General features: G+C 42.0%; 22 protein-coding genes, 1 tRNA gene and 1 pseudogene. 8 read left to right on the plus strand and 16 right to left on the minus strand.

From position 1 onward, the window contains the following. Positions 1-8 precede the first annotated feature (8 nt). The 5 genes from HWQ38_RS37165 to HWQ38_RS37185 all read left to right on the plus strand — a co-directional run bounded on the left by HWQ38_RS37165 (position 9) and on the right by HWQ38_RS37185 (position 4514). On the plus strand, positions 9-170 hold the full coding sequence (locus HWQ38_RS37165) for a hypothetical protein (protein WP_292804510.1): 162 nt from the start codon (positions 9-11) through the stop codon (positions 168-170). Beyond that, complete coding sequence (locus tag HWQ38_RS37170) at positions 157-1671, plus strand: DNA phosphorothioation system restriction enzyme (protein WP_292804513.1); 1515 nt, start codon at positions 157-159, stop codon at positions 1669-1671. Before HWQ38_RS37165 ends, HWQ38_RS37170 begins: the two co-directional genes overlap by 14 nt. A gap of 421 nt (positions 1672-2092) precedes the next feature. After that, the gene (locus HWQ38_RS37175; RefSeq protein WP_292804516.1) at positions 2093-2266 is read left to right on the plus strand and encodes a hypothetical protein; all 174 of its coding nucleotides are present in this window, start codon (positions 2093-2095) and stop codon (positions 2264-2266) included. Beyond that, the gene (locus tag HWQ38_RS37180; protein WP_292804519.1) at positions 2263-4335 is read left to right on the plus strand and encodes an AAA family ATPase; all 2073 of its coding nucleotides are present in this window, start codon (positions 2263-2265) and stop codon (positions 4333-4335) included. The genes HWQ38_RS37175 and HWQ38_RS37180 overlap by 4 nt, the downstream gene beginning before the upstream one ends. Positions 4336-4346: 11 nt before the next feature. Next, entirely contained in the window at positions 4347-4514 is a 168-nt protein-coding gene (locus tag HWQ38_RS37185; RefSeq protein WP_292804522.1) for a hypothetical protein, read from the plus strand. Positions 4515-4730: 216 nt separating this feature from the next. Here the strand turns inward: HWQ38_RS37185 and HWQ38_RS37190 are convergent, their stop codons facing one another. From HWQ38_RS37190 to HWQ38_RS37240, 11 genes and pseudogenes are all read right to left on the minus strand, one after another. Beyond that, on the minus strand, positions 4731-6095 hold the full coding sequence (locus HWQ38_RS37190; RefSeq protein ID WP_292804525.1) for an efflux RND transporter periplasmic adaptor subunit: 1365 nt from the start codon (positions 6093-6095) through the stop codon (positions 4731-4733). A 117-nt stretch (positions 6096-6212) separates the two neighbouring features. After that, positions 6213-9596, minus strand: a complete 3384-nt coding sequence (locus HWQ38_RS37195) for an efflux RND transporter permease subunit (RefSeq protein WP_292804528.1) — start codon at positions 9594-9596, stop codon at positions 6213-6215. Positions 9597-9628: 32 nt separating this feature from the next. Next, on the minus strand, positions 9629-10174 hold the full coding sequence (locus HWQ38_RS37200; protein ID WP_292804531.1) for a PadR family transcriptional regulator: 546 nt from the start codon (positions 10172-10174) through the stop codon (positions 9629-9631). 210 nt (positions 10175-10384) lie between these two features. Next, positions 10385-10987, minus strand: a complete 603-nt coding sequence (locus HWQ38_RS37205) for a hypothetical protein (protein ID WP_292804534.1) — start codon at positions 10985-10987, stop codon at positions 10385-10387. Between the two features lie 73 nt (positions 10988-11060). Then, the gene (gene cobA / locus HWQ38_RS37210) at positions 11061-12689 is read right to left on the minus strand and encodes a uroporphyrinogen-III C-methyltransferase (RefSeq protein WP_292804537.1); all 1629 of its coding nucleotides are present in this window, start codon (positions 12687-12689) and stop codon (positions 11061-11063) included. A gap of 68 nt (positions 12690-12757) precedes the next feature. Further along, positions 12758-12880 (minus strand): hypothetical protein, encoded by a 123-nt coding sequence (locus HWQ38_RS37215; protein WP_292804540.1) that lies wholly within the window; start codon positions 12878-12880, stop codon positions 12758-12760. Positions 12881-12889: 9 nt separating this feature from the next. Next, positions 12890-13318 (minus strand): annotated as a pseudogene (locus HWQ38_RS37220) (tetratricopeptide repeat protein); the annotation flags it as partial. A 3-nt stretch (positions 13319-13321) separates the two neighbouring features. Further along, complete coding sequence (locus HWQ38_RS37225) at positions 13322-13912, minus strand: tetratricopeptide repeat protein (protein WP_292804542.1); 591 nt, start codon at positions 13910-13912, stop codon at positions 13322-13324. Between the two features lie 314 nt (positions 13913-14226). Beyond that, positions 14227-16380, minus strand: coding sequence for a PAS domain-containing hybrid sensor histidine kinase/response regulator (locus tag HWQ38_RS37230; protein WP_292804565.1), 2154 nt, complete (start codon positions 16378-16380; stop codon positions 14227-14229). 572 nt (positions 16381-16952) lie between these two features. Continuing rightward, on the minus strand, positions 16953-17426 hold the full coding sequence (locus HWQ38_RS37235) for a tetratricopeptide repeat protein (RefSeq protein WP_292804545.1): 474 nt from the start codon (positions 17424-17426) through the stop codon (positions 16953-16955). Between the two features lie 3 nt (positions 17427-17429). Beyond that, on the minus strand, positions 17430-18446 hold the full coding sequence (locus HWQ38_RS37240) for a homogentisate phytyltransferase (RefSeq protein ID WP_292804548.1): 1017 nt from the start codon (positions 18444-18446) through the stop codon (positions 17430-17432). Between the two features lie 626 nt (positions 18447-19072). Here HWQ38_RS37240 and HWQ38_RS37245 point away from each other — a divergent pair. Next, positions 19073-19693, plus strand: a complete 621-nt coding sequence (locus HWQ38_RS37245; RefSeq protein ID WP_292804551.1) for a hypothetical protein — start codon at positions 19073-19075, stop codon at positions 19691-19693. 76 nt (positions 19694-19769) lie between these two features. On the opposite strand, the gene cobA (HWQ38_RS37250) is transcribed toward HWQ38_RS37245, so the two are convergent. From cobA (HWQ38_RS37250) to HWQ38_RS37265, 4 genes are all read right to left on the minus strand, one after another. Then, entirely contained in the window at positions 19770-20549 is a 780-nt protein-coding gene (cobA, locus tag HWQ38_RS37250) for a uroporphyrinogen-III C-methyltransferase (RefSeq protein WP_292804554.1), read from the minus strand. Next, a complete protein-coding gene (locus HWQ38_RS37255; protein ID WP_292804557.1) occupies positions 20546-21292 on the minus strand; it encodes a sirohydrochlorin chelatase in 747 nt (248 codons plus the stop codon). The genes cobA (HWQ38_RS37250) and HWQ38_RS37255 overlap by 4 nt, the downstream gene beginning before the upstream one ends. A gap of 31 nt (positions 21293-21323) precedes the next feature. Beyond that, positions 21324-21503, minus strand: a complete 180-nt coding sequence (locus HWQ38_RS37260) for a hypothetical protein (RefSeq protein WP_292804559.1) — start codon at positions 21501-21503, stop codon at positions 21324-21326. Between the two features lie 142 nt (positions 21504-21645). Continuing rightward, complete coding sequence (locus HWQ38_RS37265; protein WP_292804567.1) at positions 21646-22029, minus strand: DUF4359 domain-containing protein; 384 nt, start codon at positions 22027-22029, stop codon at positions 21646-21648. A gap of 124 nt (positions 22030-22153) precedes the next feature. On the opposite strand from HWQ38_RS37265, the gene HWQ38_RS37270 reads away from it, so the two are divergent. Next, positions 22154-22226, plus strand: a tRNA-His gene (locus HWQ38_RS37270). 799 nt (positions 22227-23025) lie between these two features. After that, positions 23026-24114 carry a HoxN/HupN/NixA family nickel/cobalt transporter gene (locus HWQ38_RS37275; protein WP_292804562.1) on the plus strand — a complete coding sequence of 363 codons (1089 nt, stop codon included), beginning with the start codon at positions 23026-23028 and terminating at the stop codon, positions 24112-24114. A gap of 196 nt (positions 24115-24310) precedes the next feature. Here the strand turns inward: HWQ38_RS37275 and HWQ38_RS37280 are convergent, their stop codons facing one another. Then, on the minus strand, positions 24311-24781 hold the full coding sequence (locus HWQ38_RS37280) for a hypothetical protein (protein WP_366933392.1): 471 nt from the start codon (positions 24779-24781) through the stop codon (positions 24311-24313). Between the last annotated feature and the right edge of the window lie 76 nt (positions 24782-24857).

Consider the following 24857-nt stretch of genomic DNA (forward strand, 5'->3'; position numbering starts at 1 on the left):
AATGGGGAGTGGGGAGAAATCAATTCAAAATTCAAAATGACGCTCTCTACGAGACGCTGCGCGAACGCGGACTCGCTAACGCTACGCTAACAAAATTCAAAATTGAAGAACTCCTGCCTCCTCTTTCCCAATGCCCAATGCCCATTTGCTTAATATATGTACCTGATTAAAAATCCAGTGCAGCAACTGCCCACTTTCCGGGAAAGTGACCATGGGGATACTCCCCGTGGCGCATTTCGGTTGAAATTACCAATTGCAAGGGAAAGTCAGGGCAGTTATTACACTCTGCAACCATTACCAGGATGCCCAAGAATGCCTCTGTCTCTCCAATTGCGGCAATATCAGCGAGAAGCGATCGCTAGCTGGTTTACCAACAATGGCAGAGGGACGCTGAAAATGGCTACTGGTAGTGGTAAAACGATTACTGCACTAGCGATCGCTTGTGAATTATATCAGCAGATTAATTTACAAGTGTTGTTGGTGGTGTGTCCCTACCGCCATCTTGTCACCCAATGGGCGCGAGAATGTGAAAAATTTAATTTGCAACCCATTTTAGCTTTCGAGAATTTACGCACTTGGCAAAGTCAACTTTCGACGCAAATTTATAATTTGCGTTCTGGTTCTCAACGGTTTGTCACTGTAATTACTACGAACTCCACTTTAATTGGAGATGGGTTTCAATCTCAACTCAAATATTTTACCGCAAAAACTTTAATTATTGGGGATGAGGCGCATAATTTAGGCGCACCCAAGTTAGAAGAAAGTTTACCGCGCAGTGTTGGGTTGAGACTAGCTTTATCTGCCACACCGGAAAGGTATTTTGATGATTTTGGTACGCAGTCCCTATTTGATTATTTTGGCCCAGTTCTCCAGCCAGAGTTCACTTTGAGGGATGCGATCGCTCAAGGTGCTTTGGTACATTATTTGTATTATCCTCTGTTGGTAGAGTTAACTGAAGCAGAAAGCATTGCCTATTTAAAGTTAACTAAAAGAATTGGGCGATCGCTACTTTATCGAGATCGAGAAAATGGCGGAAATTTTGAAGACAATGAAGATTTAAAGCCGTTGTTAATGCAAAGAGCAAGATTAATTGGTGCGGCGGAAAATAAATTAAATGCTTTACGGGATTTAATGGCAACTCGCCGCGAAACTACTCACACTCTTTTTTATTGTAGTGATGGTTCGCAGGATGCGGGACAACGTTCATCCCTACGCCAACTTAAAGCTGTTGCTAAAATTCTGGGGGTAGATTTAGGATATAAGGTTAGTACCTATACAGCCCAAACATCTTTAGAAGAAAGGGAAATTTTACGCCGCCAATTTGAAAGCGGGGAGTTACAGGGTTTAGTGGCAATTCGTTGTTTAGATGAAGGTGTCGATATTCCGGCAATTCAAACTGCGGTGATTTTATCAAGTTCTGGTAATCCCCGCCAGTTTATCCAACGACGGGGGCGAGTTTTACGTCCTCATCCTGCTAAGGAACGCGCTACTATATTTGACATGATTGTTTTACCACCAGATTTAGATAGAGAAACGATAGAAGTTGAGCGTAATCTTTTGAAAAAGGAATTGCGTCGCTTTGTGGAATTTGCTGATTTGGCTGATAACGCGGGCGTTGCCAGAATGAAATTACTGGATTTACAAAAGCGATATGGTTTATTAGATATTTGATGATAGCAATCTTAAATCATTTGTGAAAAGTTAGATCCCCGACAACTTTTACGAAGTCGGGGATCTTCGTCCTTCAATTCTCATAACTCATCTAGGATTGCTATATTTGTATTATTTTGTAAAAATTTTTCGAGTTTAGAAAAAAGAAGCATTAAGTATGAAATAATGAAATTATGAGTTTGATTATAATAGAATGTAACTAAAAATTTTAAAGTCACTTATATTCCATTATTAAGTAGATTGTTACTATAAATAATAACAGAAAACGATTAAAGAATAAAGTGGTTTTTCAAAGAAAATTATAAATTTGCAAAAACTATTTTTTCCAAAAATTAAAGATAACGCAAACAGTGGTTTTACGGAGGTAAATGCAGCACTAGAGGAAGTTAAAATATAGAAAAAGTATATTTAAAAACCCAATATGCCACAAGATGGGAATATTGATGATGTGCAAGAGCCAATAACCAGTGCTCCGCCGGAAGTACGGCAAATTATTGAGCGGGTATGGAAGCTGGAAAAAGGCAGGCTAGATAAGAAGATTAACAGCCATATAAATGATCATATTTTGGACATTATTAAGGAAGAGGTGCGATGAAGCTAACTTCAATCAAGCTATGCAACTTTCGCTCCTTTTATGGTACGACACCAGAGATGATCCTGGCTGGGGGAGATGTTCACAACACGACGATTATTCATGGCAATAATGGCTCTGGAAAAACCAGTTTATTGAATGCCTTTACATGGGTATTGTATGATAAATTTAGTGCGGCGTTTGCATCGATAGAACAGTTAGTAAATAAGCGGGCGATCGCTGAAGCTCAAAAAGGTCAAACTATAGAATGTTGGGTAGAAGTTGGCTGGGAACATGAAGGTAAACGTTATCGAGTTAAACGCGCCTGTCGGGGTTATAAAAACGAAAGTGATTTTGACGCTGGCAAAACTCAATTAACCATGTGGGTTGGTGGTGATGATGGCAAATGGAATATACCAAATCAGCAACCAGACGATATAATTAATCAAATTTTACCCGCTACTTTATATCAATATTTTTTCTTTGACGGCGAACGAATTGAAGAAATAGTCCGTTCTGACAAAAAAGCTGAAATTGCTGAAGCTACAAAAATTTTCTTGGGTGTGGAGGTAATTAACCGTTCCATCAAACATTTGGGAGATGCTAAAAAAACTCTAGAAAATGATTTAAAAGCTATTGGTGATTCCCAAACTAAAGAACTGTTACGACAGCAAGAAAAGATAGAACAAGAGCGTGAACACATTGCCAAACGGCAAATAGAAATTAAAGAAGAGTTAAAATATCAACAAACTTTTAAAAAAGAGACAAGTAACCGTTTGCGAGAACTTAGTGCTGCTAAGGAATTGCAATCAAGATGGCAGAATTTAGAATCGCAGAAAGCGGCGAATCAAGAAGAATATAAAAAAACTAAAGAAGCGCTGAAAAAAGTTATTTCCGCGCGGGGTTATACCGTTTTACTATCAGAAACTACAGCGCAGTTTCGCGGAATTATCAATGATTTGAAGCAGCGAGGTGAGTTAACATCAGGAATTTCGCGGGAATTTGTGAATGATTTACTCAATTCTCAACGCTGTATTTGTGGTGCAGAATTACACGAGGGTAATCATTCTCATACTCATGTGAGTACCTGGTTAAATAAAGCTGGTTCTTCGGCGGTAGAAGAAACTGCAATTCGCATGATAGCTCAAGTAGATGAAATTGATAAGCAAGCTATAGGATTTTGGGAAGAAGTTGATAGAGAGCAAACTAGGATTAATCAATTAAGGCAAAGTATATCTCAAACTGAAGGCGATTTAGATAATATTCAAGAACGGTTGCGAAAAGATGCTAATGAAGAAATTAGCAGTTTGCAAAAACGGTTAGATGAAATTGAAAGTAAAATTGATGCATTAAATCGAGAACAGGGTGCAAATCAGCAGCAAATTGCTCAACTCACAACTGAAATTGAAGGTTTAAACAAACAAATTGCCAAACAAAAGCTGAATGAAGACAAGCAAACTTTAGCACAGCGACGAATTAACGCCACTCAAGATGCAATCGAACGGTTAACAGAAGTTAAAAATCGCCAAGAACAACAATTTCGCCTGCAACTAGAAAAGCGAGTCCAAGAGATATTCACAGAAATTTCTGTGACTCCATACATTCCTAAAATTAGCGATAAATATGAACTGACATTAGTAGAAAATACTACAGGTATAGAAGCACTAGTTGCAGCATCCACCGGGGAAAATCAAATTCTCAGTTTATCCTTTATTGCCAGCATCATTGACAAAGTAAGGGAATGGAGTGAGAAACGAAAAATGATGATGATTCCCGATAGTAGCACTTTTCCAATTGTCATGGATTCACCTTTCGGTAGTTTAGATGAAAGTTCGCGGCGACACATTGCTAAGACAATTCCCGAATTAGCGAATCAGTTGATAGTTTTAGTTACTAAGACTCAGTGGCGGGGTGAAGTAGAAGCAGAAATGACAGATAGAATTGGTAGAGAATATGTGCTTACGTATTATTCTTCTAAGGCGGATTGCGAACAAGATTATATTGAGTTGGCTGGGGAAAGATATCCTTTGGTGAAACAAAGTCCGAACGAGTATGAATATACTGAAATTATCGCGGTTGAACGTAATGTTTAAAGGATGAAGTTATGATTGCGAGTGCAGACAGTAAGTATATGACTCCCCGGGAATACCTGGAATGGGAAGAACACCAAGATATTAAACCAATTCGCAATTCGCAATTCGCAATTACGTTTTGTGATGGGGATTTAGACCCCGACACAAAACGCGCTGCCATTCTTAGGCAGGGGAATTAAACTGAACATACTTTGTTAAATATGAATATATTAATGGTGACGTCTTCGCTATGACTGGGGGTACTTTGAAAATCACAAGATTCAGAACCCCGACTTCTTAGATAAGTCGGGGTTCTAGTTGTTCACGAATGTTTAAGTAGGGCTATAGTTAAAATGCCGATTTAATTAAGCATCTAACTCGGAAGTTTTTAACCAAACCTGATATCAGAAATGAGTCTACTTTGTTTGTGCAACTCGCTGCACGCGCAAACCCTCTGTGTCATCAACCGTAGGAGTGGCAATGAGCGATTCCTTTCCTGTCAGACCTGATGTAATTTCTATTTCAGTCCCATAATCTCGCCCAACGGCAACTTTTTGATAATGCACTCTTTCGTCTTTGGTTACAGTTGCTACCTGCGTACCTCCGGCGTTAACGACTAAAGCACTATCTGGCAAAACAAAGGGAGGATTGTTGCGGTTAATGGCAAATCTGACATTGGCATACATCCCAGGTCGCAGCGTCGCATCGGAATTATGCACTTCTAATTGTGCCAGCAAAGTCCGAGTATTTGGATCTATAGCGTTGCTAGTACGCACTACTTTACCCGTAAACACTCGTTGTGGTAACTCTCTGACTGTAATTTGTGCTGTTTGACCAGTCTGAAGTGACTGTGATAAACTCTGTGGAACATTCACATTTACGTTTAGCTTGTCATAAGCAGCAATAGTATAAAGGCTGGTGTTGCTAGTGTTGGTGTTGCTGGTACTGATGCTACTAGTAGTACTGGTGTTACTACTACCTGCTGAAATTAAAACACCTGTATTGACATTACGTGCGGTAATCACTCCTGAGAAAGGAGCAGTGACTTTCTTATAAGACTGCAATACAGTATTACGCTGCAAGTTTGCTTGACTGGCGTAGACGTTAGCTTGTGCTGCTTTGATGTTGGCAGAGTCAGCATTAACAGTGTTTTGTGCTGCCTCAACGCTGGCAATATTAGCCTGATATGTAGCATATTTTGTATCTGCATCTTGTTGAGCTACTGCACCTTTCTTGACAAGAAATTGCCAGCGCTCCCAGCTCTGACGTGCTATCAATAGATTAGCGCGGGCTTGCTTCAAATCAGAAATACCTTTAGCTAAACTAGCACGAGTTTGAGACACATTGGCTTGTGCTTGCACTAATTCTGCGTTCGCTTGCAGAACTTGCTGATCGGTGTCTGGTGAATCAATCTCTGCCAACAACTGACCGGCTCGGACGCGATCGCCAATATCTGCGTACCACCGCCGCAAATACCCAGTACTGCGAGCGTAGATGGTCGTTTGGTTAAGAGCTACAACACTTCCAGTTAGTTCCAATTTTGTACTAGCATTAGCGCGACGGGGAGTAATCACGTTGACTGTCGGTAGGGTGCTTGCTTCCTTAACTGCTGCTTGTAATTCTGACCTTTGGCTTAACCGAGGCAGAATACCTATGGCCAGTAGGCTAGCAAAAAAAATAGCACCAATTACAGCCCAACCAATTCCACCGATGCCGCGCTTTTGTTTTCTAGAAGTCGTTTGTTCTTCAGAATCAGGAGATGGACGATGCTGAGAATCCATAGGTAAACTGTCCCGTATTATCTAATTTGCCGAAATTTAGCAGCTAGAGTCATTACCATCATTGCCTTTGACAATTTTGTTCTTTGTAGGCTGCCCATAGGGCATACTTGGAATTGCTCATGACTTGCCTTGAGGTGATGATAACGAGTATGCTGTCTTTGGATCTGAGAAATTTAAATCGTCATCATCCTGATCAACAGGACGAGGTTCTTGACGCCGCATAATGCTGTATACGACAGGTACAAAGATCAGAGTAGCGACTGTTGCAGCTGATAAGCCACCAATTACAGCGCGACCCAAGGGTGCATTCTGCTCACCACCTTCACCAAGACCGAGAGACATTGGCACCATACCGATGAGCATGGCTAAGGCAGTCATCAACACAGGACGCAACCTTGTATAGCCCGCCGCTAGAGCTGCTTTATAGGCATTTTCCCCTTCCTGACGCTGCTCATTAGCAAAAGTGATCATTAGAATACTGTTTGATGTCGCCACACCTATACTCATAATTGCACCCATTAAGGAAGGGACGCTCATGGTGGTGCGGGTGACAAATAGCATCCAGATGATACCTGCTAAGGCGCTTGGCAGTGCCATCATAATAATCAGGGGATCGAGCCAAGATTGGAAGTTCACTACCATTAAGCAGTAAACCAGCACAATTGCAAACACGAGTCCTAAACCAAGTCCCAGAAAGGAAGAGTTCATCGTTTGCACTTGCCCTCGGATATTAATCTGACTACCCTTAGGCAATTTTTTCTGATAATCTGCGATGATTCGATTGACATCTTTAGCAACTCCCCCAAGGTCACGACCAGAGGAGTTAGCGTAGATATCGAAAACTGGCTGAATGTTGTAGTGATTGACAACTTGCATCACTGTGTCACGTTTAACACTAGCCAAATTACCTAAAAGTTGGGGTACATTTTGACCGTTGCCAACTGGCGTATTTTTCAGGCTGTCAATAGAGTCAATTTTATACTGGGGAACTTGGACAGCCAGGGTGTAACTCACGCCTTTTTTGGGATCGAGCCATTGGTTGATTGCAGCTTGACCGCTTGAACTTAAGGAAGTGAGGACGCTATTGGCAACATCGCGCTGGGTCATACCCAATTGTTGAGCCTCGGTGCGATCGACATCAAGACGTAATTTCGGCGCATCGACAACTTGCTGGAGATGTACATCCACAGCCCCTGGAATACGCGTCATCCGGTCGGCGATTTTTTGAGCAATTTCAAAGTTACCCTTTGAGTTTTTCAGAGGGCCAGATATTTGCACGTCAACAGCAGCAGGTAAACCGAAATTGAGAATTTGAGTCACAATATCAGCCGGCTCAAAAAAGAAGGTGTAATTGGGAAATGTCACTTTCAATTTCTGGCGGAGTTCCTTGACGTAAGAAAAAGTTGCACCAGATTCTTTTAGGGATACAAGAATATCAGCATCAGCCGGCCCAATTGTGGCACCGTTATAGCCATAGGTAAGGTTAATGCCACTGGTGGGTAAGCCGATGTTATCCAGAATCAGAGAAAGATTGTCTTTCGGTACAGTCTGGCGGATAACGGCTTCAACTTGGCTAACAATTTTTTCTGTCTCTTCCAAACGAGTACCAGGTAAGGCTCGAACATGGAGGCTAAATTGACCACCATCGACTTCCGGGAAAAAGTCTTGGCCGACGAACGGTAACAAAACTCCTGCACTTACTATAAAAGCACCAAACAGCACAAAGACTATGCGGCGGTGATTTAATGCTAAGTTCAGAACATCGTAGTACCAACTGCGAAATTTCTCAAATTGCCGATTAAACTTTTCGTGTAGTCGCCATATCCAATCTTTCTTAACAGGTTTGGCAGTTTTTGTTGTCTGTTCCGTTTGGTGGTGGTTGTCGCTGTTACCATTATTGTTTTGGACTGGCGAATCTAGATGATGGCGATCGCTATGACCATTATTGTTTTGGACTGGTGAATCTAGAGAATGGCGATCGCCATGACCATTATGATCTTCGCTTTCTCTATGCCAGTCTACTTCGGATGGTAAAAGATAGCTTGCCATTGTCGGTACTACAGTCCGAGATAGCACATAGGAAGCAAGCATCCCAAATACTACCGCCATCGCTAGCGGTACAAATAGATACTTTGCCACTCCACTTAAAAACACGACTGGCACAAAGACAATACAAATACATAATGTTGCAACAAGTGCTGGAGTGGCGATTTGTTGAGCGCCATCTAAGATTGCTCGCTTGATTGCTTTACCTTGTCCGAGATTTCGGTGGATATTTTCAATTTCTACTGTGGCATCATCTACAAGAATACCAACAGCTAAGGACAAACCACCTAAAGTCATGATGTTGAAAGTTTGTCCCAAACGACTCATCACAATGATCGAAACCAGCATTGAGAGGGGAATCGATACGGCTACAATTACAGTGCTGCGCCAACTTCCCAGGAAAATCAAAATCATCAGCGCGGTGAGACAGGCTGCAATCAATCCTTCTTTGAGAACGCCTTGAATAGAAGCTTTCACAAATATAGATTGATCGAACAAAAACGCTAAATTTAGTTCTGGGGGCAAGGTGGATTGGATGCGAGGCAAAGCTTTTTTTACCCGATCAATCACATCAATAGTCGAGGCATTGCCACTCTTCAGGATACTAAGTAAGCTGGATCGTCTGCCATTCTGACGCACAATGTTTGATTGCACACCAAAGCCATCTCTTACCTGGGCGACATTACGAATGTAAATGACAGTACCATTCACTTGCTTAATCGGCAAGTCGTTGAGGGCTGACACCACATCTGGACTATTGTTGATTTGTACGGCGAAGTCGCGATCGCCGATCTTCATATCACCTGCGGGTAATACCAGATTTTGGGCACTGACAGCATTAGTCACGTCTTGGGCAGAAATGCCATTAGCCAACATCGCTTGGGGATCGATATCAACCATAATTTGCCGAGGTTTACCACCATAGGGCAGAGGTACACTCGCCCCTTGCACTGTTGCTAATTGGGTGCGGACGAAGTTGGTAGCATAGTCGAAGAGTGCTTCTTCCGGCAAGGTTTTGCTACTGACACTCATCTGGACAATCGGCACACTAGAAGCGTTGTATTGAATGATGAATGGCGGTGTGATCCCCGGTGGCAAAGGGCGCAGAATTGTTTGGCTGACAGAGGTAATTTGAGCGACTGCTGAGGCGATATTCGCGTTCGGTTGGAAGAAAACCTTGACGACACTAACACCACTCAAAGATTGAGACTCAATGTGTTCGATGTCACCAACGGTTGTGGTCATGGCGCGTTCGCTAATGGTGACGATTCGCTGGGCCATTTCCTCAGATGTCGTGCCAGTATAAGTCCAAACTACGCTGACAACTGGAATGTTGATTGCCGGAAAAATGTCAACTGGTGTACCAAATATCGTGACTACACCCAGGATCACAATCATTAAAGCTGCGATCGCAAATGTATACGGAAGACGTAAAGCAATTTTGACGATCCACATAGTTAGTTAGGATACTTCAAAAGTTTTTTGGGTTAAAGCTGTTTTACTGAAGTTGGCGTTTGAGCTAATTGGAGTTGTTCGGTTTTGAGCTGTTCAACTAGCCACTCTATCTCCGATTCGATGACTTCAACTACCCGCTTTTGTAATTTTGCTTGATATAAATCATCAGTAATTTCCAGGGCTTTTTTCTCTGCTAAACGTAACATACATGACATCAATCGATGTTCAATTAACTGCACTCGTTCTTCGGGTAATAAATGACTAAAGAAAAAAAATTTGATTAAGAATCGCGATCGCACATTCACCCAACTTTCATGAGGATATGCCAGCATCTCTTGATACCAAGTGGTCTTACCGAGGGGTGTAATCTCATATACCTTTCCACACTGCCCAGCTTCTTGTACCTGTTCTGCACATAGCATCACTTCCCCTTGTTCTTCCATGCGCTTGAGCAGAGGATAAATCGCACCAGAGTTAACACAAATACTGCAACTCATAAACATCTCTAGTTGCTGTTTGAGCCGATAACCATTTAATGGCTCTCGCTGTAAGAGACCTAATACTGCTAACTTCAGCATTTTGATATATCAGTTTGATATGTTAATCAACAATATCAAACTGAGTCTTTTTCGCCAAGTACTTAAGGCTGATTTCTCAGAATTGTTTGTGATACCGCCGGATGCATATTGGGGGCAAAGCCGCAAGGGTTCGGTTAAGAAAGTTATCAGTTTGTAAAAATGAGCGATAGCGAAATTTTTACAGTCAGGAGAGTGTCAAGGCAACAGTCATTAGCCTTTCTGCGCCATCCAAACGAGAATACCCAAAATTTGCTCAACTGGAGGGAGAGGGTAATCTGTAAGGTCAATGGAGGTGCATTGCCCTTCCAGCTTCAGAAACCGCCAAACCGTGCCACTGGTCACGGTTCCGTAAATCGTCGAGATCGGCTGTTGCTTTTGTTGGTTAAAGCGTTGAGCTGCCACCATTTCGGCGAGGCATTGACCTAGCGCTGGTTTCAAGTCTTCCTTCTTTGCTTCCACTAGAATAACCGCAGGCGCTTTGATAAATAGCTGTTCTGGGGAACGACTAATCAGAAAGTCAACATAGCCAGTGAGTTCAGCCTCCGGTTCGACATTGAATTCCTCACCAGAGAAAACGCTAATCTGTCCTTTGAGTTGGCGTTTTACCTCCAGTAACACGGGATTAATGATGCCCTCAGAACGGGCTTTCTCGCTACTGACTGCGATCGCCCAGGGAATTGTTTCTTTAAGAATATCCACAAGCAAAGGGGTAGGGATGAGTGAGGGAATTTCTGGCAGGAAACGACCCCCTTCAACGATTGTGAGTTGGAAATCCTCTACAGCTTTACTGATAGTGAATTTACTATAAGGCATAATGTTTTTATTCTAAAAAATTTTCTGCTGAAGCTGTAAAGACCGACAATACCTGATTTTATCCAAAGCTGTACTAATAATTTGTCGCCCATGTTATCAGTGCTTGGGTTAAACCATCTAAAGTATATTCTTGGGCTTCCACATCTACGCGTCCGAATAAAGCATGACAAGTTTTAGAGGTTTGGGGGCCGATAGAGGCAATACAAACGCCCTCTAAGAGTTGGCTAGCATCAGAGTTGTAGGAAAATATCTGATTAGTCAGTTGAGAGAAAAATTGTACAGTTTTAGAACTGGCAAAGGTAATCACATCTACCTTGCGGTTTTGGAGAGCTAACTCTGCCACAGGTGGAACACCACTAGGACAACAAGATTGATATGCGGCAACTTCTATCACCTTTGCTCCCTTGGCAGTTAATTCCTTAACTAAAACTTCTCTTCCGCCGCTTTCAACTCTGGGAAATAAAACCTTTTTACCATCCAGTTGTTCTGGGAAATTTTCCACCAAAGAATCGGCTACAAAGTTGGGGGGAACAAAATCTGGTTGGAGAGAGTATTGTTTGAGACTATGGGCTGTTTTCTCGCCAACAACGGCAATTTTGACACCTGCTAAGGCACGGGTATCTTTACCTTGGGCGATTAGCCTTTCAAAAAAGTAGTCTATGCCATTGGTAGAAGTGAGAATTAACCAGTCAAAGTCAGATAAATCAGCGATCGCATTATCCAAAGCTTCCCAACTGGAGGGCGGGCCGATTTCTAAGGTTGGCATTTCGATCACTGTTGCACCTGATGCGATCAGGCGATCGCTAAATTGACTCGACTGTGCCACTGAACGTGTCACCAGGATTGTTTTGCCAGTCAGGGGAAGAGGAGATGAGGAAGAGGGAGGGAAGTTACTTAACATAGGTTGGGGTGTAGTAGTACTCTCGTTCACAGGTTCCCCCTGAGAATATCTGATAATTTCGTCTAAATATATATTCTCAGGTTGTAAGTACTTGCGTAGCCCAACAACTTCGCCAATCACAATTACTGCTGGAGAAAGGGATAATTCGCTGGTTTGTTCCAGAATATTGCCCAGTTGCCCTATCCAAATTTGTTGCTCAGGAGTTCCTGCCCAACGGATAATCGCAATGGGTGTTAAGTGCGATCGCCCGTGTCGCACCAGTTGATCTATAATTTCCGGTAGATGTTGCCCTCCCATCAAAATTACCAGTGTTTCTAACCGTGACAGTGCCTCCCAGTCTAAAACCTCTGGTTCATGAGCTGTAAGCACTGCAAAAGCGCGACTCAAAACCGGATCTGTGAGGGGAATTCCTGCAAACAAAGGTGCTGCAAGGGCTGAGGAAATTCCTGGTACTAGTTCAAAATCACAACCAGATGCTTTCAACGCCTCAATTTCAGAAGTACAACGCCCAAAAATCAACGGATCGCCTGATTTGAGCCGTACAACTTGTTTTCCTTGCAGACAATACTTTACCAGTAACTTGTTAATCTCTGCTTGGGTTGTACTGCGTTTACCACCGCGTTTGCCGACATCTAACTTCAAGCATTCATCTGGTACGCACTGCAATAATTGAGCATCTACCAGGGCATCGTAGACTAACACCTGAGCAATAGTTAAGAGATTGTAAGCTTTTACCGTCAGGTATGCCACATCTCCAGGCCCAGCACCTACGAGGTAAACTTTACCTCTTTCTTGAGTCACGTCGCTTCGCTCCGAATTCAAAATTCACTCATTACAATCCCCATAAATAAATTCACTTGCTCTGTATCCTATTCTCCCCCTGCTTCTTTCCCAATGCCCAATACTTCTCTACGAGAGGCTACGCCAACGGCTTCTCTACGAGACGCTGTTCGCGTTCGCTCAGTACAAGTGCCCAATGCCCAATGCCCCATGCCCTTTATTCAATTCCTTCGGGGATTAATTTTTTGGATCAGCTGATCAACTTGCTCAACCATCTGCTTATTTTCGTCAGCTTGGAATAACTCTCTGGCTTTTTTGAGATTAACGATCGCTTCTTCTGGCTGTTGTTCTCTTCCCAAAGTGATTCCCAAATTATAGTAAGTTAATGCATCGTTGGGTACAAGGCTAATGGCTTTTTTGTAATGTGCGATCGCTTCTTCAGGTTTACCTTGATCGTCCATCGCATTTCCCAAACCCGCGTAAGCTTGTGCATGTTTGGGATCAAGGCGAATCGCTTCTCTATAGTCGGCGATTGCTTCTGTTAGCTTGCCTTGAGCATAAAAAACGCTTGCTAAATTATAGTGAGCGTCTGCATAGTTGGGAGCGAAGCTAATCGCTTTTTTGTAATCTGCGATCGCCTCTTCTAGTTTGCCTTAAGCATACAGAGCATTTCCCAAGGCATTATAAGCTACTGGATTTTTCGGATTGAGGCGAATGGCTGCTGTATATTCGGCGACTGCTTCTGCTGGCTTTTGTTGAGCGTATAAGACGTTCGCTAAGTAATAGTGAGCGTCTGCATAGTTCGGTTCAAGGCTGAGGGCTTTCTTATATTGGGCGATCGCCGCTTCTAACTGATTCAGTTTTGCTAAAGTCAAACCCAAATTCAAGTATACTACAGAGTCTTTCGGATCGAGGCTAATGGCTTTTTTATAAATAGCGATCGCTTCTTGTGGTTTCCCTTGCTCGTCGAGACTATTTGCCAAACCAATATAAGCTTGTACAAAGTTGGGTTCCAGTTCAATTGCTTTGAGAAAAGCCGCCTCTGCTCCTTTTAAATCTCCTTGTTTATAGAGATTGGTTCCTTGCTCGAAGTTAGCAACTGCGTTTTTGTTTTGAGTCACTGCGGACTGTGCATCATCAATTTTTGACAAAACAACGCCAACATTTCTACCAAAGGCAGTATTAGCATTGCTCAAACCCAAGCAGATAATAGCTGCTACCAGTACATTCTTGTTTTTCAGCATTTTTATTACCTTATCTGCTTGGTTTACGTGTAATATAGATTTCGGCTAATTGCCATCATAAAAACACAACCTACTATTTTTCTTAACCCAAGCCTATTGGATTATAACAGGAATTATAAGTGATTAACCTAACTTGATACCAGTGTACTCTCATATAATATACAGCAGGTTTAAAGTTGGTGAAGTACAGATAGATTCGTCCCAAAGTAAGGTATAAACCCTGTTTTACCTCTGGATTCTAAATTCTGAATTCTGCTGTAATTGTCCATTTGTAGACAATAGGTGCGGCTTTATTAGGAGTAAAAATTTATTTTTTAGGTAATTTCTGACATTTTTGTTTCGAGAAGTTGAACAATGGCTGCAATTAATTCTTCTGGGTTAAGAGGCTTGGATAAATGCAATTGAAACCCAGCTTTTAGGGCTTCTTGCTGGTCATCGTTTCTAGCAAAGGCAGTCAAGGCAATTGCTGGAATTTCTCCACCTTGTTCTGCTGTCCAAGTTCTCACTTGATGTATTAACATATAGCCATCCATATCGGGCATACCAATATCGCTGACCAACACATCTAGCTTTACCTCTGCTAGGGTTTGTAATGCTTCAAATGCGGAAGATACCGCAATTACAAAAGCCCCATCTTGCTCCAATACAAAAGTAATAAAATCTCGGGAATCATCATCATCCTCGACAACTAAAACCCGAAGGCCAGTGAGAAGTAAGGAGTTAGTAGCTAAAAATGCAGGGTAGTTTTGTTCATCCGTCAGGCTTGGGCTTTCATCTGGCAGAAGCGGTAAGCTAACAGTAAATATTGCTCCTTTACCCTCACCTTCGCTCTCTGCTTTGACGATACCGCCATGCATTTCGATGATATTACGCACAATTGCCAATCCTAGTCCTAATCCACCAAAACTTCTAGTAGAGGTGCTATCTGCTTGGCGGAAGTAATCAAACACATAAGGCAAAAACTCAGCGCTAATTCCCTTACCTGTATCGCTAATGATGATTTGAGCATAGTCATCAACTTGCTCTAGTCGTACTTCTACCTTTCCACCCTTGGGTGTAAATTTGATAGCGTTAGAAACGAGATTCCAGACGACTTGCTGCAAACGAGTCGAGTCGCCCATAACTTGTCGTACATCCGGTGTAAATGCTGTATTCACCTCAATCAACTTTGTTTCTGCCGCTAAGTGCATTGTCTCTAGCGCAGACAGTACTGTAGACCCTAGGTTAATCTTCGTAATATTCAGCGTCAGTTTGCCCTGTAAAATTCTAGAGATATCCAGCAAGTCCTCAATGAGTTGAACCTGTAAGGTGGCATTCCGCTCGATTGTGGCTAGTGCTTCAGATGTCTTTGCTTGGTCAAGAGCGCGGGTTTGCAACAACTTTGACCAGCCGAGAATTGCGTTTAGTGGGGTGCGTAGTTCGTGAGAGAGGACGGCCAGAAATTCATCTTTAATTCGATTGGCTGTTTCTGCTTTCGCTCGTGCTACTTGTTCTAATTCCAGTAGGTGCGCCCGTTCTTCAAGTATTTGTTTTTGTTCGTGGATATCTGTACATGTTCCAAACCACTTCACTACAAAACCTTGCTCATCTTTGAGTGGCAAACCTCGCGCTAGCTGCCAACGATAGGAGCCATCAAAAGCCCGTTTGAAGCGATATTCATTATTATATATAGTCCTATTTTTTACAGCATTAGACCAGATTTCATCAGCACTTTGGACATCATCTGGATGCAATGCCGCCAACCAACCATAACCCAAGGACTGCTCTAATGTTAGCCCAGTGTAGTCGCACCAATTTTGATTAAAAAAATCACATTCACCGTTAGCATCGGTTGTCCATACAAGTTGAGGAATTGCCTCAGCCAAGTAACGGTAACGTTCTTCGCTTTGTCGGAGAATTTCTAAGATGCGTTGGCGTTCAAGGATTTCTTGTTGTAATTGCTCATTGGTATTGGTAATTTCATTGGTGCGAACAGCAACCATTTCTTCGAGATGATTCTGGTATTTTCGCAGTTCTTCCTCTATCTCTAAGCGTTCGGCTATTTGTATTTGAAGTTCTTGATTTGTTTGTTCTAGTTGAGCAGGGCTAGGAAGTGCCAGTGCTTGTGGAACTAGAGACACAAGTTGTACTGCTGTAATTACAGATATGATTGCAGTTATTGCTTTGACAAACCCCGACAGCCAATAGGTTGGATGCCAAAGCGTCCAAATTTCTATTAAATGAGTAGTGCCACAAGCTACAATAAATGCACTAAATAGTAGAAAAATCCAATCAAAGGGCAAATCCTGCCGCTTGCGGACAAAGTAGAAGAGTGTAGCTGGAATCGAGTAATAAGCTAGTGCAATGAGCGAGTCAGATAATATGTGTAACCAAACTAAATTTGTTTGCCATAGATAGCAGTGTCCATGTGGAATAAATGATCCTGATGTAAAAAAATTAGTCCACAATTCTGATATTATGTCTGACATCATAAATACTTGATTTTTTTTTAATCTATAAAATCTACTAGTAACCCCTAAATCAATTTATCGTACATTGAAGGGTTTAAGACCCCTACGGCTATACGTAGCACCAGTTTCAGTCCTTAGAAAGCGGGACGCTACGCGAACCACAGGTCTTACCCTGAGCTTGTCGAAGGGCTCAGGAACCATCGGAGTTTAAATCCCCCGAAGTTCCCACAACTCTTGGAAAATACGCAAGGCACTTCTCTTCTCTACGAGACGCTACGCGAACGTCTGAAATATCTTTAATTTTGAATTTTGTTAGCGCAGCGTTAGCGAGTCCGCGTTCGCTTTTAGCGTCTCGTAGAGAGCGTCATTTTGAATTTTGAATTGTTAATGTGGCTATGGAGCTTGTAGCGCATCAGATTGCAATTGTCAGGGCGATGAAGGGAGTGGTAACACTTGCGAAAATTGCGGACATAATTACGGCACACACTGATAAATTCCAAAACAAAAACCATTCTCACCATCATGATGGGAATGGTAAAAAAATTAGGAGACGGAACAGGAAAATTTAATCTCCGTAATTCTCACTCAACTTAAGATTCACTTGACTTAGCACTCATTTTATCTAAAAGCTGAGTGATTTTTTTAGCTTTTTCAGGTTGGCGCTGTTTTTGTAATAAATCTTTAGCTTGTAGCAGGTTAGTTTTAGCTTCCTCTTCTCGCTTTTGCTGCATGAGAATATTCGCTAGACGCAAGTAAGCATCAGGATTTTTCGGACTGCGGCGAATCACTTCCCGGAATAATTCTGTTGCTTCTTCTACTTGCCCTTGGTGATTTAAAACATCTCCTAAAAACAAGCGCACCACATCATTAGTAGAGTTCAGGGAAATCACTTTGCGAAATGCTGCTTCTGCGCCTTGGTAATCTTTTACTTGAGCCAGATTGATTCCTTTTTGAAACAAGTCTGAAGTAATCAAAGTTTTCCAAGCGAAATAGCCAAGGATTGACAGACTGAGAACCACTACAAGAGCAGGGATAAGAGAACTGGTAGGAAAGGTTTCTAGCATTGTCTAAGCCAAAAAGCAGGCGATAGGAAAAATTAGATATTCCAGAAAAAATAGTTTCCAGATAAATTGGTAAAATTGAGCGATCGCACTTTTATCTTGTAAGTCTACTGCTAAACTCCGCAACCACATCCAAACTAGCAGCCCCAAATGAGTAATTACCAGAAATATGGGGTTAACTGAGGCAACACGTAGCACACTAACTAGAATTATTCCCAGATAGCAGACAGTTATCACCCAAAGAGCCAGATTAAACACAGCTTGGGAACCGAGTTTGATCGTGAAAGTAGAGATATTATAGAGGCGATCGCCTTCTATATCTGGTATATCTTTAAAGATGGCGATCGCAAAGGTAAACACCAAGATAAATAATGTCAACACCCACACCACGGGCGGAATTACTTGGCTTTGTTTCAGCGCCCAACTATAGTGTAAATACAATCCTAAATTAACAATCGTACCGCGCACCGAAAAAATACATAGCGCTGCCCAAAATGGAAACTGTTTCAAGCGAATAGGCGGTAAAGAATAAGCAGTACCAATGGCCAAGCTAATTGCCACCATGCCCAATAAGAATGGCCCAGTTAGCCACGCCACAACTAGCGCCAAAATCCCAGTCAAAGCAACAATAAATTGCCCCATCTGCCGGGAAAATTCACCTGATGCTAACGGTAAATGAGGCTTATTAATCTTGTCAATATCAACATCTTCTAATTGATTCAGCCCCACAATGTAGACATTCCCACACAAACAAGCAATCCAAGCGCCTAAGAGAGGGAGTAGGCTTGCCGTGAGCGTAGTCGAATGGGAGTCGGGAGTCGGCTTGCCGTGAGCGTAGTCGAATGGGAGTGGGGAAAGATTAGGATTACTAATGGCAATGGCAATTAAATATAAAGCTAAAACACTCAGACTTGTACCAATAATCGTGTGGGGGCGAGAGAATTTCCAGAAAGCGTATAACCAATGGAAAGATGATTGAACAGGTTGGCGTGGCAAAGGGCTGTTTTGATAACTCTGGCTCATGAGTAGCTTAGATTCCGTATTCCGGTTTATTGTCAGACTTACGCAAACAATAGCTGAAAAGAATGCTTTTTAGGTAGGAGCAATACCCATCTCCAGCAAAGACGCTACCGCGTAGCTAGCTTCCACGTCCCTTGCGCCTCCCGTAGGGAAGTGTTACAGGAAGCCTTCGGCTACATGAATATAGTTTTGCGTAAGTTTTAATTGTTAACTATTGTCACAGAATTTGGTCATTAATCAAGAGCCAAAAATCTAGATGTACTGGATTTTCCTAGTGAAGGCAGGATTAGCACTGTCAAGGTGACATGACATTATCTCCTTCCCATGTAGAGCATGGCAATGCCCATCTTGGGGCTGTTGCCTATAAGCTGAAAAATATCTAATTTAGCATAACCGAATATAAACAGAACTCTTGTGGGGTGGGCATCTTGTCCACCCTAATTATCCAACTTAAATGTGGAACAGCTTAGTCCAATTCGGCAGCAGTCCAGGAATTAGAGGTTGATAATTTTTGGGTATTAATCCCGATAAAATCTTAGAACTAACCATGAAAATATCTATTCCCGACTCCCGATAAGGGTACAATCTCTTCAATAAAGTAAAGAAATAGTTAAATCCACAGTGCTTTCATGACAGCTGATTTGACATCTAAAGCGACATTTAGCTTTGTAACCGTGCTATCCTATGCTGCGGCTGCCTATCGAAGACACAGAGGCACACGCCCTAGTGCTGAAATATTAGTAAATGCGTTGCTACAAGCAGAAAAATCTGCCAAGCAGCAACGATTAACTTATCCGTTCGAGTCTATTTTAGGTAAATGGCAACTTTCCTTTGTGACTGGCACTAATAAAGTCAGAGAGCGCGGGGGAATTGTATTAGGCAAGGGTTTCTATGTACCCCAGTTTATAAGAGTCCATGTTTCCTTTAATCCCATTTTGGAACAGGATTCGCACAGAGGCGAAATTATTAATCAGGTTGAATTTGGCCCAGTTTTGTTAAAGCTCACCGGACCAGTGCAATATTCAACTCAAAAAAATTTATTGGCGTTTGACTTTAACCACATAGTTATCAGTCTGTTTGGTGGTGTTGTTTACAACAGACCAATCCGTTTTGGTAAAGTTAAAACAGAAGATTTCTACAACCAGCCCATAGCTAAACTACCCTTCTTTGGCTTCTTTTCAGTGACGGAAGATTTCATTGCAGCTCGCGGCCGGGGAGGAGGATTGGCATTTTGGACTCGAGAAACTTAAAGACATTGGAGAGCAAAACTCTGCCATCTAAACTGCTTTCTCTAGACTTCTGATTTTTCTTTTTTTGTAGCAACCATCAAACTGGACGACAAGCAGATAGAATACTGTGCATATTTACCACTTGTCCAATGACTGCGATCGCAGGCGCACCAAATCCAGTTTGCTCTACCTGCTCTACAATTGTCTCTAAGGTACCAATCAATTCTTCTTGTTCTGGCCGCGTACCCCAGCGCACCAAAGCAATGGGCGTTTCTAAATTTAACCCAGCTGCACTTAATTGCTCCACAATATAAGGTAGATTGTGAATTCCCATATAAATTACAATGGTTTCGGAACCGTGGGCGATCGCATTCCAATTCACTAGCGGTCTATACTTACCCGCCGCCTCGTGCCCAGTAACAAATGTTACTGAAGAACTATAGAGTCGATGAGTCAAAGGAATACCTGCATAGGCTGCGGCTGCAATCCCCGATGTGATACCTGGCACAACTTCCGTTGATATTCCGGCTTTGACTAATTCTGCCATCTCTTCGCCACCGCGGCCAAAAATAAACGGATCGCCACCCTTTAGCCGCACCACAATTGCATGATCCTGCGCTTTATCAATCAGCAATTGAGTTGTTTCTAACTGCAACAAAGAATGTCTCCCCGCACGCTTACCAGCATTAATTTGCTCTGCTTGGGGATTAATCATTGCCAGAATTGCCGGACTCACTAAGGCATCATAAATAACTACATCTGCACATTCCAATAAACCTTTCGCCTTCAGAGTTATTAGTCCTGGATCTCCAGGTCCTGCACCTACTAAATAAACCTTTCCCAAATACTTGTTATCCTGTTTTTCTGTGCGGTTCATCTATCTATTAAATCCCAAATTAGCTCGGCTAATTCTGCACTTGCTCCCAGTGGTTCTGCCAATTGGAAATTCACCGCAGAAAATTGTAATTTTAGCTCCTCTATTGAGGCAGCGATCGCATCGGTTATTCCACCAGCGAATAAAAAGTATGGCAAAATAGCAATCTCCCGATAACCAGCAGCTACCAACTCTTTCACCCGTGATTCTAAACTAGGAGGGACAGCCCAATAAGCAGCCACTGCTCCCAAATTCGCCGCCATTGCTGACACAGTTTCTTCAGAACCTGGGCGACGGCTACCATGAGCTAATAGAATCCATGCTTCTGCTTTTATAGCAGCTATTTGCTTTGCCAGCAATTTCTCTAAATTGGGGTGAGAGCCTAAATATGGTTGCAACTCAATCATGATATCTTGACCAAAAGCCTGTTGTGCTAGTGCTACTTCGGCGGGAATATCTGACATTACATGCACTCCCGGCAGCAGAAATAGCGGTACAATTTTTAGACGATTCTGCTTTGAAGACACTCCACAATCGCCAAAAGCGCTTTTAGCAAATTGTTGAATCTGCTCGTGTAAAGGCTGAGGACTCATTTCCAAAGCAGCTATACCAACCAGATGTACACTATTTGATGGGTTATGATTTTGGGGCAATTTCTGACATACCAGCTTTGCTAGTTGCTGCATAGCAATTTCTGGACGGCGATCGCGACTTCCGTGAGATAGTAGCAGATAAGCAGATGACATCGGCAAAGCTTGAATTCTCAGTTACTAATTCTTATATTTTACTTAAGATTAAGCTGGTAGTAATATAGCGTTTCCTAAACATCAGCGTCAGATGCATAGCCGTTGTGGACAAGATAATGCCCAAAGCTTGTTTGGTTTGACCTATATTAGTGGGGTTGTTATGATTACGCACCAAAAGTCCGGCTACGGCAACAAGCACATCCGTGTCCATAAAAGTTAGTTCGTATGATTGCTTTGAAAAAGCATTAATGAAATGTCTCGTTGTTTCTTGGCGTGCTTCACTTAGCTTTCTCTGATCCTCTCAGTTTAGGCACATTTCAGCCTTTTTGCAAAAAAAGATCGTAAACAGGCTCTTATTGTTTTTCGGCAGTGTAAGTATAAAATTGATCCAAGGCTCCCACTGTTTCAAATTTGTAAGAAGGCATCCAAGAATTTATTTTTAAATCTGTACGATAAATGCTAAAAATAATGTAATTTTGTCTTTCTGTAGTCCTGGCGACAATTTCTTGGATTTGCGGGTTAGCCGAGTCAACCAACTTATCACAATTAAAACGGATTAAATTTTCTATAATATTCGTAGTTTTTTTACATACATCAGTTTTTAAGTATTTTGTCAGCCGTTGCACTGCATATTCTTCATATTCAACCTGACTGGGATTGGTCTTCGCCATTGTTACACCCAAAACGGCGAGTCCTGCTGCTGCTCCAGTATATGCAATGATGGTTAAGGGTTTCATGTTTGCCAAATAAAATTCCTTGTAATCCTTAGATTCCAGAGACTCTAAATCAACTGAGTCCGTTCCTTGAATAAAAGCTCTTGATCGCTTGCCAAATTTTTGCTATAATTCAAATTGTTGAATGGCGAGCGTAGCCAAGTGGTTAAGGCAGTGGTTTGTGGTACCACCATTCGTGGGTTCAATTCCCATCGTTCGCCCTACATAATTTCATAGTGATCCATATATTCCTATAAAAGATGGGTTGTGGTTCTGAACATCCATAACTATTACTTTAGCAAGGATCTGCCATCTAGGAGTTCATGGACTTGAAAGGGTTGCTATAAATCAGCCAGTCGAGCGATCGCACTTTCCGAAAATCTCCTAAAACAGCAGCAAAAGGCTCACAACGAAACTCTAGAACAACGTGAAGCCCAAAAGATGTGGATTTATTAAAAGCGCCAATAACTTGAGCAAGTAGAGAATCGGCTAGAAGTCATTCTCGCTAAATGCGCCATTGTTTAAGGGATTTCCAACAAATAAATTACTACTACTTGTGGGGTAGGCCGGAAAGCCATTGGTGTCAACTTCAGAAAAAATCTGCTTTGAGAAGACGTTTTGCCCTCATCCCCTACACCTCTTCTCTTAAATTGGGAGAAGGGGAACTAGATAATTTGCTCCCCTCTACCAATTTTGATAGAGGGGCAGGGGGTGAGGGTCTTGCCTAGGCGGGTATTAACCCCTTGATTTTGTAACTGGGCTGACAAGTCCTATTTATAAAGATTTCAGGCTGCCAATGCTGCTCACCGTTATGAAGTATGACCGACTAGTCACACTTTTGACATAACTTTGCAATACCTCTGTCATTTAGATAGGTTTTACTAAACCTTACGTCAATGTCAATGTAAGTAATTTTGATGAATGAAACTTCTATAGGCTGGCTCAGTATGCTGGTACGGCTGATATAGAGTCTCATTCGTTTTTCAGCTTGTCGAAATATGCTTTTGTAAGGAATGATACATGGTATCTAGATTTTTACGTGTTTTCAACGATAGTTCCAGAAACGTTAGACGTAAAGTTATCAACATCTATGCGTTCCTGATTAGCGTGAATATTTTGATCTGGGTACTTGCCCTGATTACATTCCACAGCTACCCCCTTCTGCTTGGCACTGCCGTATTAGCTTATAGCTTTGGTCTACGTCATGCTGTAGATGCCGATCACATCGCCGCGATTGACAATGTTACCCGTAAATTGATGCAGGAGAACAAACGACCTGTTGCTGTTGGGTTTTTCTTCTCTCTAGGTCATTCCACGGTTGTAATTTTCGCCTCTGTGGCGATCGCTTTAACCACTACAACCATCCATAACAATTTTCCCAGTTTTGAAAAAGTTGGGGGGCTAATTAGTAGTAGCGTTTCTGCACTTTTCCTACTAGCAATTGCAGCAATCAATATGGTGGTGCTATGGGATGTTTATAAGACCTTCCAAACTGTCAAGCGAGGAGGAATCTACGACGAACAATCCTTAGATGAATTTTTGAACCAACGTGGGTTACTCGGTCGCATCTTCCGTCCTTTGTTTCGGTTGATAGATAGTAGCTGGCAAATGTTTCCTTTAGGTTTCCTTTTCGGTTTAGGCTTCGACACGGCGACAGAGGTAGCACTGCTGGGGATTTCTGCGAATCAAGCCGCTAAAGGTCTGCCTATCTGGTCGATCCTATTATTTCCAGCTTTGTTCACCGCAGGTATGTCCCTAATTGACACCACTGACGGCATTTTAATGCTTGGTGCTTATGGCTGGGCTTACGTAAAACCAATCCGCAAGCTCTACTACAACATGACCATCACCCTAGTTTCTGTACTAGTTGCTGTGGTCATTGGCGGAATTGAGGCTCTGAATATTATTGGCGATCAGTTACAACTGAAAAGTCCATTTTGGGATTTCATTAGTCAACTAGGTGATAACTTTGGCACAATTGGTTACTTAATCATTGCCATCTTTGTATTTAGTTGGTTACTTTCGACCATCATCTACAAAGTCAATAAGTATGATGATTTGGAAGTCACTAGTGCTATAACTGCTAAAGACACGAGGAATAGGCATTGAGCTTATATGCGCGATCGCGGCAATGTGTAAATCATAAGCTCCAATTGGAGTGCCTAATGCTTTTAGCTGAAAGCGAATCATTCCAAATGTCATTGCTGCGAGATCGTCAAAAGGTAGTGATATAAGCGGCTATACAAAAAAGTCAGCTGATGCGGACTTTAAAAAAATAGTTATTTCAATAATTGCCGTAGCTGTTTTAGTTAGCTGAAACTACCTCTGTCTCATTTTTAGATTCATCTCTAATGTTAAAGTAGTAATAAAGATTAGCAACAGTTAGGTCTGATGCCTGTTGCAAATTAGATGTAACTAATGTTTTATGACCAGTAATTACAGCTTGTTGACTAATATAAAGTTCGTATTCTCGACGTAGTTCAGGCTTGAATATAAATAACAACTGGTCACGAAGCGAATATAAATGAGACTTTTCGGTTAAACTCTCATATAGTAATTGTTCTGGTGGTTCTGCTGAATTGATTGTGGAGTAGTCAGAACCTGAACTATTAAAATTAGCGCTATTTAAAAGTTTTAATTCTGATGAAGGAAGCGAACGCATCCAATCAACATGATTTTGCCACGAATATAGTACTGCTAAATCATGATTTTTAATGCGGATAATTTCGGGAAAGAGAAAATCAAGCTCATCATGTGATTCACAGCGATTAATCACAGTGAGAGCATCTTTACAGATCAGGACTTACGCAACTGGCACAAGCAATGGTGCGCGAAGCGCACCGAGCGCCCAA

Origin of the sequence: Nostoc sp. NMS7 (assembly GCF_017115085.1) — a bacterium.
Classification (GTDB): domain Bacteria; phylum Cyanobacteriota; class Cyanobacteriia; order Cyanobacteriales; family Nostocaceae; genus Nostoc.

Coding starts and splice junctions, on each gene's coding strand:
- HWQ38_RS37255 (WP_292804557.1), bottom strand. CDS start 21,292: ATGTCATCTGCTTATCTGCTACTATCTCACGGAAGTCGCGATCGCCGT.
- HWQ38_RS37200 (WP_292804531.1), bottom strand. CDS start 10,174: ATGCTGAAGTTAGCAGTATTAGGTCTCTTACAGCGAGAGCCATTAAAT.
- HWQ38_RS37185 (WP_292804522.1), top strand. CDS start 4,347: ATGATTGCGAGTGCAGACAGTAAGTATATGACTCCCCGGGAATACCTG.
- HWQ38_RS37170 (WP_292804513.1), top strand. CDS start 157: ATGTACCTGATTAAAAATCCAGTGCAGCAACTGCCCACTTTCCGGGAA.
- HWQ38_RS37240 (WP_292804548.1), bottom strand. CDS start 18,446: ATGAGCCAGAGTTATCAAAACAGCCCTTTGCCACGCCAACCTGTTCAA.
- HWQ38_RS37205 (WP_292804534.1), bottom strand. CDS start 10,987: ATGCCTTATAGTAAATTCACTATCAGTAAAGCTGTAGAGGATTTCCAA.
- HWQ38_RS37180 (WP_292804519.1), top strand. CDS start 2,263: ATGAAGCTAACTTCAATCAAGCTATGCAACTTTCGCTCCTTTTATGGT.
- HWQ38_RS37225 (WP_292804542.1), bottom strand. CDS start 13,912: ATGCTGAAAAACAAGAATGTACTGGTAGCAGCTATTATCTGCTTGGGT.
- HWQ38_RS37230 (WP_292804565.1), bottom strand. CDS start 16,380: ATGTCAGACATAATATCAGAATTGTGGACTAATTTTTTTACATCAGGA.
- HWQ38_RS37245 (WP_292804551.1), top strand. CDS start 19,073: ATGACAGCTGATTTGACATCTAAAGCGACATTTAGCTTTGTAACCGTG.
- HWQ38_RS37265 (WP_292804567.1), bottom strand. CDS start 22,029: ATGAAACCCTTAACCATCATTGCATATACTGGAGCAGCAGCAGGACTC.
- HWQ38_RS37215 (WP_292804540.1), bottom strand. CDS start 12,880: ATGGGGCATTGGGCATTGGGCACTTGTACTGAGCGAACGCGAACAGCG.
- HWQ38_RS37235 (WP_292804545.1), bottom strand. CDS start 17,426: ATGCTAGAAACCTTTCCTACCAGTTCTCTTATCCCTGCTCTTGTAGTG.
- HWQ38_RS37190 (WP_292804525.1), bottom strand. CDS start 6,095: ATGGATTCTCAGCATCGTCCATCTCCTGATTCTGAAGAACAAACGACT.
- HWQ38_RS37260 (WP_292804559.1), bottom strand. CDS start 21,503: ATGGACACGGATGTGCTTGTTGCCGTAGCCGGACTTTTGGTGCGTAAT.
- cobA (WP_292804554.1), bottom strand. CDS start 20,549: ATGAACCGCACAGAAAAACAGGATAACAAGTATTTGGGAAAGGTTTAT.
- HWQ38_RS37175 (WP_292804516.1), top strand. CDS start 2,093: ATGCCACAAGATGGGAATATTGATGATGTGCAAGAGCCAATAACCAGT.
- HWQ38_RS37275 (WP_292804562.1), top strand. CDS start 23,026: ATGGTATCTAGATTTTTACGTGTTTTCAACGATAGTTCCAGAAACGTT.
- HWQ38_RS37195 (WP_292804528.1), bottom strand. CDS start 9,596: ATGTGGATCGTCAAAATTGCTTTACGTCTTCCGTATACATTTGCGATC.